We start from the raw sequence: 11,115 nt of genomic DNA, 5'->3' as shown, positions 1-11,115 counted from the left end.
TGAGCCAATTGCAAGCGGTCGTTCTCGCGCTGCAGGCTGACGCGCTGGTCTTCGAGCGATCGGGCTTCAGCACTCACGCGGGCAATTTCGATACGGCGCTCGGCCACATACGCCATTTCGTCACGCTGGCTTCGCTTCGCATCCTTGAGCGCGGCGAGGGACGCGCGCGCGCGATCAAGCTGTGCCGGCGCGTGTTGGGCGACGGCCGGATCCGCAACCAGCCGGTCGAAGCGGTCGGACAGGCGTTGATATTCGTCGTCCCGCGCGAACGCATTGCTGCTCAACAGCAGACACGCGACAACGAGCGACGCAGACCTCACAAACCGCCAGTGTGGAATGTGCAACGTCATGGCTGACTCTCCTGCGTTGCGTGTTCGCTCAAGTCGTGATCCAGCGTCGCGTTGTCACGACGCAACTGGTCGACCGACGCGCGCGCCTTGCCCAGTTTTGCTTTCGCAAGTGCGAGATCGGCGTCGGCCGCCGACTGATGCGCGAATTGCGCAGCGACGTCGTAGTCCTGGCGTCCTTCGGCAGCCCTCGCCTGATCGAACTGCTGGCTCGCCGCACGGTAGTCGGCGGGTGCGAGATTGGGAGCGTCCGCCGAGCGCGCGTCGGCGAGCGCCCGAGAGGCGGCAGCCAACTCGTCGACCGGAGGTCGCGTCGGTGCACAGGCCTGGACGAACGCAGTCGCCACAATCACGAACAGGACATGGATTTTTAGCCGGCTTGCTGTCATAACTTTCGCGGTCGCCCGTGTGAAAATGCGGAATCGTCGTATTGTGTGAACCCGGCGACCGTTTTGGCAATGATGAATGCATGCGATCGCATGCTGGCATTGCACCCCTGCCACCGAAATTAAAGTGAGAAGCACCGATGGATATCGGCTATTTCCTGAAGTTGATGACCGAGAAAGGTGCGTCGGACATGTTCCTCACCACCGGCGCACCCGTGAACATCAAAGTCGAGGGCAAGCTCTATCCGCTCGGCAACACCGGCATGCCGAACGGCATGGTGAAGAAGATCGCCTATTCGCTGATGGACGAGGGGCAGGTCCCTGCGTTCGAGAAGAACCTCGAGTTGAATATGGCGATCGCGGTCAAGGACGCGGGCCGGTTCCGCATCAACGTGTTCAAGCAGCGCGGCGAAGTGGGCATGGTGATCCGCGCGATCAAGAGCGAGATCCCGACGATCGAGCAGTTGAAGCTGCCTGCGCTGTTCAAGCAGATCATCATGGAACCACGCGGCCTGATCCTCCTGGTCGGCGCAACGGGCTCGGGCAAGTCGACCACGCTGGCCTCGATGATCGACCACCGGAACATCAATAGTGCCGGACACATCCTCACCATCGAGGATCCCATTGAATATCTCTACCGTCACAAGAAATCGGTGGTGAACCAGCGTGAAGTCGGGCTCGACACGCACAGCTTCCACGAGGCGCTGAAGAACGCGATGCGTGAGGCGCCGGACGTGATCCTGATCGGCGAAATCCGTGACGCAACCACCATGGAAGCGGCGATCACGTTTTCCGAAACCGGCCATCTGTGCCTCGCGACGCTGCACTCCAACAACGCCGATCAGACGATCGAGCGCATCCTCAACTTCTTCCCCGAGGCGGCGCACAAGAACATCCTGATGAACGTCGCGTTGAACCTGAAAGCCGTCATCAGTCAGCGTCTCGTGATGGGCAAGGATGGCCGACGCATCCCTGCGGTAGAGGTGTTGATCAACACCCCGCACATCCGCGACCTGCTCCGCCGTGGCCAGGTGCACGAAGTGAAGGAAGCAATGGACCGCAGCCTGCAGGACGGCATGCAGACGTTTGACCAGTCGCTGTACGGCCTTTACAAGGAAGGCAAGGTCGAGCTCGAAGAAGCCTTGAACCACGCCGACTCGCGTGATGGGCTCGCGCTGAAGATCCGTCTTGCCGAAGGCGGCGATGTGCCGATGGCCGACGCGTTCGACGGACAGAATTTCTGACGAGCTGACGCAACGGGCGATGCCGGTCGCGTCGGCTCGACGCGCTCAGTCCGATGCGCTCGGCAAACCTGTCAGCTCCTTCACGAACGGGGCGTAGTTGCGCCAGCGCTCGACCGAGCTTGCATGAATCGGCTGGCGCGCCTGCCAGACACTCGCCGACCCGATCGGCGCATCCCGAGAATCCCCGGGCGCCACAGCGGGTTGAGGCAGGTCGAGCGCTGCAGCAAGCGTCCTGAGGCACTCGAATGGATCCGCGACGAAGCGCTCGTAATCGATGGTGTGGGTCGGCACGGAGAGCCGGTTTTTCCACTGGCGCATCAGGCGGTCATGACCGTCTGAGTAACGAGCGATATCCGCGAAATCGTAGGCAAACGCGGATTCGGCATTCGCGAAGTCCTGGCTCCAGAGGGACAACGCGGTGTCGCGCCGGTTGCGCCGGCAGTGAACGATGCGGGCGTGCGGCCACAGCGCCTCGATGTAGCGCAGGTTGCGGAAATTGAGCGGATCCTGATCGATGTACGCGACTGCCGGCGCGTCGTCCTGTACCGCATGCATCCGGTACCACTCGGCGGCCTCGAGGATCGCCTCCGGATCGCCGAGGTGGCCGCCGCTCGCAAGTCGATCGGCAATGAAACGGAGCATTCGCAACTCGCCGCGATCACGGGCGCCGGTCTGGCGTGCCAGATGCGTTGCGAGAAGTGTCGTGCCGCTGCGCGGGAGGCCGACGATGAAAACAGGAATGAAATTCGGCTGTGCCGCGCGTGGCAGGCGCAGGATCGACTCGCTCAGTCGAGATTCGATTGCCGCATCCCACGCGGAAGCCGACCACGTCAGCACCGACCGCACCAGTGCATTTGCAGTGCGCAGCGTCTGTGCCGCGGCGTCGTAGTCGCCGATATCGTCCAGTGCCTTGGCCAGCCCGAAACCCGTCGCCGCACGCGATCTCGGCGCGTAGCTGCCGTCGTTGAAATGCGCCGACATCCGTGCAACGTCAGGGTGGCCCGCATCGGTGTAGCGCATGGTGTGTGCGAGTGCTCCGAGAACAAACCAGCGGTTCAGATCGACACCAGCCTCCAGCGCTTCGGTGTACAGCGCGCGTGCCTTGTCGAAATACCCTTCCTCGCGTGCGATGTTTCCAGCGACCACGCACAGCTCCGCAGTGCGCGGGCCGCTCGACAGCACCGCATCGCACAACTGCGCGGCGAGCGGCTGCCGGCTGCAGTTCTGGATGAACTGGGCGGCTCGCAGGCCCAGCGCCGGAGCGAACGCGTTCGCTTCGCAGAGGTCGTACATCGTCTGGGATGCGGCGCCGAGACGCCCTTGGCTTTGGTGAAGCGTGGCCAGCAGCAGGCCGATGTCCTCGCGCGCGGGTTCGCGTGCAACCAGGTCGCGCAACATCGGTTCGCTGCGCTCGATGTCGCCCTGGTCCCACAGTTGCCGGGCGACGGCGAGCGTTGCATCGGTATCGTAGGGCGCGTGCATCGCCATGTTCGCGCCTCCGGAACCGACGGGTGGAAGACCGAAGTCTGCCATGCACTGCGGTGGATCCGCAGCAGGAAGTCGTGATGGTCGCGGGAAAAGTCGACCTTGCCGCCAATCATTCCGTGCGAACATTGCGGCCGGAGGATTCGCCGTGGCGCATGTAATGGCAGCTGGATCGAAAGTGACGTCTCGCCTGGACGGTCTGAGCGCCGACGTTGTCCAGTGTGTGCTGGCAGCAGCGCACGCCCTCGAAGGCGGCCGCGCGGATCACGCCCAGCAGGCGCTTTCCGGAGCATTGGCGGCGCGGCCCGATCATCCCGAAGTGCAGAGGCTGCATGCCGGAATCCTCAATCTTCGCGGTGACCATGCGCGCGCGTTGCAATCCATGCGAAGCGCCCTGGCGCAGCGACCCGGCGACGCCCTCTACCACAACACATTCGCCACAATCCTCGCGGATGCGGGAAATCTGGACGGAGCCATCGCCGCCCTGCGCCGCGCTTGCGAGCTGCAGCCCGATCTTGCTGCAGCCTGGTACAACCTCGGTATCCTGCTGACCCGCTGCGTCCGTTATGCCGAATCGGCAGATGCGCTGCGACGCGCGGTTGCCCTGTCGCCGCACCATCTCCAGGCGCGCGCGCAGCTTGCGGACCTGTTGCGAATGAGCGATCGCAGCGACGAGGCGATCGTCGAATACCGCAAGGTGCTCGCGGAACGACCATGGACGGGCATCGCCTGGTGGGGTTTGGCGGACATCAAGAGTGTCGCGATGAACGAGCGCGATAGCGTGGAGATCCGGGCCGCGCTGGCCGATTCCCGCGCGACCGAGGACGACCGGATCGCGATGGGATTCGCGCTCGCCAAAGTGCTCGATGACCTCGGGCGGTACGGCGAGTCGCTGGATGCGCTGGCGCAGGCAAACGCGATTGCCCGCAGTCGCAAAACATGGGATGCGTCCGCGTTCGACGATGCAGTCGAGGCAATCCGGAACGCATTCGTACCGGCACCGGTCGGATCTCGTTCCGGACTTGGCGGCGAGTTGATCTTCGTCGTCGGACAGCCTCGCTCCGGCACCACGCTGGCCGAACAGATTCTCGCGTCCCATTCCCGGGTCGAAGGCGCCGGCGAATTGACCGACCTGCCATCGGTGATCGCCGAGGAGAGCCGGCGACGCAACGCGGGTTTTCCCCATTGGGTCGATGCAATGCGTTCGGACGACTGGGAGCGGCTCGGGCATCGCTACCTCCAGCGCACCGCATACTGGCGTCAAGGTCGTGCGGTCTCGGTCGACAAGCTTCCGAACAACTGGCTCTACATCGCCGCGATCCGGGCGATGCTTCCGCAGGCCCGCATCGTGGTGTGCCGACGCGATGCACTGGAGACATGCCTCTCCTGCTATCGCCAGTACCTCGCCGGCAACGACTACACGCGCACCTTCACCGATCTCGCCGCGTACTGGCGCGCATTCGATCGAAGCGTGCGCGGCATGCTGGAACAGCATCCGACACATGTGCATGAACACGATTACGAGGCATTGCTCGCCGATCCGGAAGCGCGAATCCGTGCGCTGCTGTCCTTCTGCGCCCTGCCGTTCGAGGAAGCCTGCGTGAATTTCCACCAGACCCACCGCACCGTCGGATCGCCGAGCGCAATGCAGGTGCGGCAGCCGTTGCGCCGCGACACCGCGCGCGCACCGCGCTACGGAGCATTGCTCGATCCTCTGCGGATCGAACTCGGTCGACCCCGATTTGGAGAACCGGTCGCATGACGACGCCATCTCAGCACAGCGGGCTGCCGCCACGATCCGCGGCTGTCGCACATCTGCTGGCGGTCTACGAAGCGGAAATGACGCATGGATCGCAGGCGCAGGCCATGGCGGCGATCGATGCTGCGTTGGCCGATGCATCTGCAGCGGACTGGCTCGATCTCGCACAACGCATGGTCCTGCGCGGGCTGATCGCGCCGGCGGCCGATGTGCTGACGGCCGCTCGCGCGCGTCACTCGCGCTCCGCTGAGATCGCGTTTGCACTGGCCGGTCTGCGGCTTGAACACCAATTGGACACCGATGCCGAAGTCCTCTTGCGCGACGTGCTCACTCTCGATCCGCGCCATTGCGCTGCCGCCCTCATGCTCGGTCGCCTTCTGGGTCGCGCGGGGCGGACCCGCGCCTCCGGTGACGTTCTGGTCGCCGCGTTTCTGGGTCGTCGGCAGCCCATCGATCGGGTGATTCAGGCGATGGAGCTCCTCGATGAATTCGATCGAAAGGCCGACGCCTCCGCGATCGCGGAGGCGGAAATCAGCGGCGGTTGCATCGATCCGCGCATGCACGCCTATGCCGCGTCCTACGCGATCCAGCTCGGCGAGTTCGACCTCGCGCGCGCGCGCTATCTGTTTGCGTACGAACACAGCACGCAAGCGCCCGAGTGGAATGTTCCATTTGGGCTCGCATCCACGCAGCGCTACCGCGACGCCAACCATCCCGACTTCGCTCTCCTACACGCGTGTCTCGAGCGTCCCGACCTCAGTCCGCCCGCGCGCACCACGCTGTTGTTCGCGCTCGGAAAGGCCTTCGACGATGTCGGGGATGCGGCACGGGCGGTCGGATATTTTCGCGACGCCAACGCGTTGGCGGCGAGTCTCTGGCCACGCTCGAGAAAGCAATGGCGGCGTGGAATTGCCGCGCGGATTCTGGCCAAGCCACTCGCCGTTCGCCGTGAGCGGACCGGACGCTTCACGCCGGTCTTCATCGTCGGCATTCCGCGCTCGGGAACCACGTTGACGGCGGAGCTGATCGCGCGGAACCCGCAGGTCTGCAACCGCGGCGAACTGACGTGGATGTGGAAACAGTCGCACCGGTTGCCGCCGAGCGGGCAAGCGGATCGTGTGCTGCTCGATTCCATCGCCGCCGAATACGAGCGGCAGGTGCGCCGGGACGATGCCGACGGAATCGACTGGTTCATCGACAAGCAGCCGCTCAACCTGCTGCACGTCGACCTGATCCTCGCGCTATGGCCGCACGCGAAGATCGTCTACTGCCAGCGCAGTTTGCGCGACATCGCACTGTCGATCTGGATGCAGTCCTTCCAGGACGACACATTCGCGTTTGCGTTCGACTTCCCCGACATTGCCGCGTTCCAGCAAGGCTGCGTCAAGCTGATGGAGCATTGGCAGACGCGTTATCCGTCTGCGATATACGCGCTGCGCTACGAGGAATTGACCGGCGACCCCGACGGCACGGTGCGCGATTTGAGCCAATGGCTTGGGCTTCCGTCCGCCATGTCCGAGATTCCGGCGTCTTCCATCCCCGCGCAGGCGATCAACACCGCGAGCGTCTGGCAGGCACGGCAGCCAGTCTATCGGCGGTCGGTTGGGCGATGGGCGGGTTATGCGCCGCTGGTGCCGGAATTGCTGACGTTTTCCGCGAACGAGCATTGACGGATGTCCGTGACCATCCGCCGCTCACCGCGAGTCACCCCGCGTAACCCCAATGGTCGAGCATTGGCTTCAGGATCGGCAGAACCGATTCGAACTCGCCTTGGTAGCGCCTCCAGCGGTCGATGCTTTTCCGGCTGACCGGCTTGATGACTTCGGTGTAACTCGGCGTCGCGATGAAACCCTTGTCGCGTGCATGGCTGTCGTGCGCCAGCATCGGCGCGGCATTTTCAAGGCCGAGAAAGTCTGCGATTTTTCGGGTTTGCATCGCCGATTCGCCCACCAGATCCTCGTAACGCGACACCAGGACATTCCCTTGGAGAAAGTCGGCGTGATACAGCCATGACTGCATTGCGGCGACGTAAGCCATCGCGGTTCGCTCAAGCGTCGAACATGCGCCGGCGAGCAAGGTCGACCGATAATTCTGCATGTAGTTGCTGAGCACGACGTCGCACGGATGGCGTAGCGCGAGAATGAATTTGGAGTGCGGAAACAGGCGCTTGATGAGTGGCACCATCAGCATGTTCAGCGGGTTCTTGTCGACGAGACGCGTACCTGGGGCTCGCCGGATCTTGTCCGCGACCAGTCCGTAGTAGCGGCCGCGGAGTTCGTCGCAGTCCTTCTGGTTGAGCTTGCCAATTCCGTCAGGCATTCGAACGCCGTACTCCAAGAGCTCGTTCGCCATGATGGTGAAGAATGGCCGCTCGTCCATCGACTGAAGTGCGGGGTGTGCATCGAGCATCTGCTCGAGCAGTGTCGTACCGGACCTTGGAAAGCCGACGATGAAGAGCGGTGACTGATCGGCGGTCGGTGCGATCAGGGAAGGCCAGGCGGCATGATCCGATTCGCCGAGCCGACCGACGGCGTTGGGGAGCACCTGAGCGTCCGCAGCGAAACGTGCGGGCGCGATCGGGGTCAGTTCCTCGACCTGAAGAGCATGGGCCTTGGCGAGGGATTGCATCGCATCGCCCCTGTTGCCGAGTTTGTCCTGGATGTCCGCCAGATTGAAGAAATGTGTGTAGTCGAGTGGCGTGCGTGGGCCCGCGTCATCGAGGATGCTGCGCGCTTCGGCCGGATTGCCGCGGCGCATTGCGAGGGTCGCACGGACGTGGGCCATCTCCAGGCGATCCCGATTGTCCATCGTCGGAAAGTGATCGGCCGTGTCGCTCAGCAGCAACTCGGCCAAGTCGAGTTCGTTCCTCCGTTCGTAAAGCGCCGCCATCTGCAGCCGGGCCGGAAGGTTCATCGGTGCGCGCGCCATCAGCTCGACGAGAACGTCGTATGCGTCGTTCGCGTCGCCAATCGTCATCAAGAGATGCGCGAGGAGCAACTGGTCCTGCGGGTCCAGCGGCAACCATGCGCGCCAGGCGCGAAGCAGCGTATACGCCTGCGCATCGCGAACCGCGACCAGGGCGTTTGCGGCATGGATGTGCGCCAACGGCGATTCGGGGTCCAGCTCGCACGCCTTGAGCAGGTGCTCCTGCGCAGCCTCATGATCGCTCTGCTGCAATTTCGCGAGCCCCAGCGCGAGATGGTGCATTGCGTCGGAAGGCGCCAGCCGGATCGCGTGGGTGGCCGCGTCTGCCGACTCTGCCGGTCTGCCCGCCATGCGCAACGCCGTCGCGTAGTTGGTCCAATGCGTTGCGGAGCCTGGATCGTTCGTGGTCAACCACGCGTACGGAATCAAGGCTTCGTCATGTCGCTCCTGCTGCTGCAGGCAGATGCCGAGCAGAAGGTGAAGATTTTCGTCATCCGGCGCCTGCTCAAGCGAAAGGCGACAAAGTCGTTCTGCCTCGCCAGGCCTGCCCTCCTGAATGGCCGCCACAATGGATGAAAGTGCAATGGTTGGGATCATGATCGCTCAAATAAAAAGAGCCGCGCGAGTTGCCTCGCGCGGCTCATCAACACTGAAGCGAGTTACCGATCAAATGATCAGAACTTCACCGTGACGCTTGCGTGGTAGTAACGGCCGACCAGATCGAACGTCGACGGATCCGTACCGGCATTCAGCGTCTGCGAGTCAAAGCCGAAGAACGGCGGCTGCTTGTCGCCAACGTTGTCCACGCCGAGGTCGATGCGCGTGTTGATCGGCTCGATGTTGTAGCCGAAGCTGATGTCGTTGTACGTGTTTGCACCCTTCTTGACTTCCGCACCCGGCAGACCCGGATAGGCGGACTGCTGCTCGTCAAGATTCTCGTTGCCGTTGGAGTAGCGACCGAAGTAACGCATGCGCCACGACGCATCGAAATTACCAAGGCCCCAGTTGAGCGCCGTCGTTGCCTTCCAGCGCGGCAAGGTGCAGACACCGGTATTGCCCGGGCAGCCGGACAGCGCGCCCGATCCGAATCCGATGAAGTGACCGGCCAGGTGGAACGGAATGTCTCCCGGAGTGTTGGGAGCGGTATCGACGTTGAAGTTCTTCAGGTACGTCGCGTTGATCGACGCGGAGAACTTGCCGAACGAGAACTCCGGCAGACGGTAGTTCAGGTTCACGTCCACACCCGACACGTCCGTACGACCGAGGTTACCCGTCGGCTGCAGAATGTTCGTGATCTGGCCGGCGTTGGGGCCGTCCAGATTACGCGTGATGAGCGGGCAATAGCTCGTCGTGCCGTTGTAGCAGAGGTTGAGGATCGTCTGCGCGCCAATGCCGCTGATCGTCTGCAGCAGGTAAACGCGCCAGAGATCCGCACCAACGGACAGGCCTTCCAGCCAGTTCGGATCATAGACAACGCCGAAGTCGAACGACTTGCCAAGCTCGGGTCCGAGCGGGAAATTGGCAAAGTTGGATCCCGATGACGTCGCGTTGATCTGGTTGCCGTTGAGGACGTCGAAGTTGGTGAAACCACCCGTCGCCGGAACACCGCGGCACGCCGGATTGCCGGCAGTGGAAGCGCCACCTGCCGCGTAATCGCACGGATCGCTCGAGAGCGTCGGGGCGCTGGAAGCCGCTGGACCGAACACGTCACCGACGGTCGGAGCGCGGAACACCTTCGACACCGTGCCACGGAACAGCAGGTCTTCGATCGGACGATACTCGAGTGCGACCTTCCAGTTGTTGGTGCTGCCGAACGTGTTGTACTTCGAGAAACGGTCACCGAGCGTCACGTTCAACGCATGCACGAACGGAATGTCCTTGAGAATCGGGACGAAGACTTCCGCGTACGCTTCCTTCACGGTGTAGCCACCCTGCAGACCGGCGGCGCACTGGCTGCCGAGCGTGCAATTGTTGGTGGCCGGATCGATGTTGAGCAGCGAGTCGATCGTCGAGCGCGTGTACTCGCTGCGGTGCGAAACGCCACCGGCGAGCTGGACGGTACCGGCCGGAAGATCGAACAAGCCGCCGGACACTTCGAGGTGCTCGTACTTCTCGATCGACGTGAACGTGTTCTGGGCGGTTGTCGCAGCCGCGCGGATGGCAGCAATGGATGCCGGATCGGCGTTCGCGTTGTTGATGTTGAAAATGTTGATCGGCACGCAGCCGGCAATCGGTGCATCGGGCGTACCGCACGTCACCAGACCCGTTGCCGGATCCAGGAACGATGGGCCGAGCGAACCATTGAGCGTGTCAAGATTCGGAAGGCCGAGTTTCTGCGCGATCAGCGACGTGTGGCCATAGCCGAAGCCGGCATCCCACGTCCAGTTCTGGTTACCGATGTCGAAGCGGCCCTTGAGGCCCGTGTTCACCTGTTCAACATTGTTGGTTGCGTTGGTCCGGCGTGGACCGATCGCCGCGCCGCGCAGCGCGAACGTGTTCAGGCCCGGACCGAAATTGAGACCGAACGGGTTGTAATAGCTGTCGGCCGAAATCGTCAGACCAGCGCCACTGGTGATGACGCTCGGCGCCAGCTGGGAGCTCGACGACGTCTTGCTGTGCATGACGGTCAGGTACGCGTCGACGTTGTCGGTCAGATGATACGTGCCATTGAGGAACGCGCTGGTGCGCTCCGTCGGAGCGTTGATCAGGTTGACCGTTGCGTAGTTGTACTTGTCTGCGTTGGTAAAGCAGTGGTAGTTCGCGGTATCGGCCGCGTTGCCGGTTGCGCCCGGATTGACGGTGATCTGCGAGCAGCCGAATACGTCACGAAGCGGATTGCCGGCCGGAAGAACGATACGACCACCGAGAACGCTCGACGAACCACCGATGAAGGTGTACGGCGCGGTGTTCGGACCAGCGGTCAGGTCAACTGCGTTCTTGCTGAACTTGCGGTTGCCCGCGAGGATCTG

The 11,115-nt window shown here is 63.0% G+C and carries 8 protein-coding genes; 3 read left to right on the top strand and 5 right to left on the bottom strand.

The window, feature by feature from the left end:
- The coding region (locus tag ABIV12_RS08400) for a DUF4398 domain-containing protein (protein ID WP_348058194.1) at positions 1–350 on the bottom strand (350 nt) is incomplete at its 3' end.
- Positions 347–640 carry a DUF4398 domain-containing protein gene (locus ABIV12_RS08395; protein ID WP_348058192.1) on the bottom strand — a complete coding sequence of 98 codons (294 nt, stop codon included), beginning with the start codon at positions 638–640 and terminating at the stop codon, positions 347–349. The genes ABIV12_RS08395 and ABIV12_RS08400, both read right to left, overlap by 4 nt.
- A 233-nt stretch (positions 641–873) precedes the next feature.
- Between ABIV12_RS08395 and ABIV12_RS08390 the strand changes: the two genes are divergently transcribed.
- Positions 874–1,977, top strand: a complete 1,104-nt coding sequence (locus tag ABIV12_RS08390; protein WP_348058190.1) for a PilT/PilU family type 4a pilus ATPase — start codon at positions 874–876, stop codon at positions 1,975–1,977.
- Positions 1,978–2,022: 45 nt separating this feature from the next.
- Here ABIV12_RS08390 and ABIV12_RS08385 read toward each other — a convergent pair whose 3' ends face one another.
- On the bottom strand, positions 2,023–3,465 hold the full coding sequence (locus tag ABIV12_RS08385) for a sulfotransferase (RefSeq protein WP_348058188.1): 1,443 nt from the start codon (positions 3,463–3,465) through the stop codon (positions 2,023–2,025).
- A 175-nt stretch (positions 3,466–3,640) separates the two neighbouring features.
- Here ABIV12_RS08385 and ABIV12_RS08380 point away from each other — a divergent pair, with 175 nt between their 5' ends.
- Positions 3,641–5,224 carry a sulfotransferase gene (locus ABIV12_RS08380; RefSeq protein ID WP_348058186.1) on the top strand — a complete coding sequence of 528 codons (1,584 nt, stop codon included), beginning with the start codon at positions 3,641–3,643 and terminating at the stop codon, positions 5,222–5,224.
- Positions 5,221–6,891, top strand: a complete 1,671-nt coding sequence (locus ABIV12_RS08375) for a sulfotransferase (RefSeq protein ID WP_348058184.1) — start codon at positions 5,221–5,223, stop codon at positions 6,889–6,891. The genes ABIV12_RS08380 and ABIV12_RS08375 overlap by 4 nt, the downstream gene beginning before the upstream one ends.
- A gap of 34 nt (positions 6,892–6,925) precedes the next feature.
- Here ABIV12_RS08375 and ABIV12_RS08370 read toward each other — a convergent pair whose 3' ends face one another.
- Positions 6,926–8,743, bottom strand: a complete 1,818-nt coding sequence (locus ABIV12_RS08370; protein ID WP_348058182.1) for a sulfotransferase — start codon at positions 8,741–8,743, stop codon at positions 6,926–6,928.
- A gap of 77 nt (positions 8,744–8,820) precedes the next feature.
- On the bottom strand, positions 8,821–11,115 hold a 2,295-nt coding region (locus tag ABIV12_RS08365), incomplete at its 5' end, for a TonB-dependent receptor (RefSeq protein ID WP_348058180.1).

It is taken from the genome of Dokdonella sp., from assembly GCF_039926425.1.
Taxonomy (GTDB): domain Bacteria; phylum Pseudomonadota; class Gammaproteobacteria; order Xanthomonadales; family Rhodanobacteraceae; genus Dokdonella_A.
This window is presented reverse-complemented; position numbering and strand designations above follow the sequence as displayed.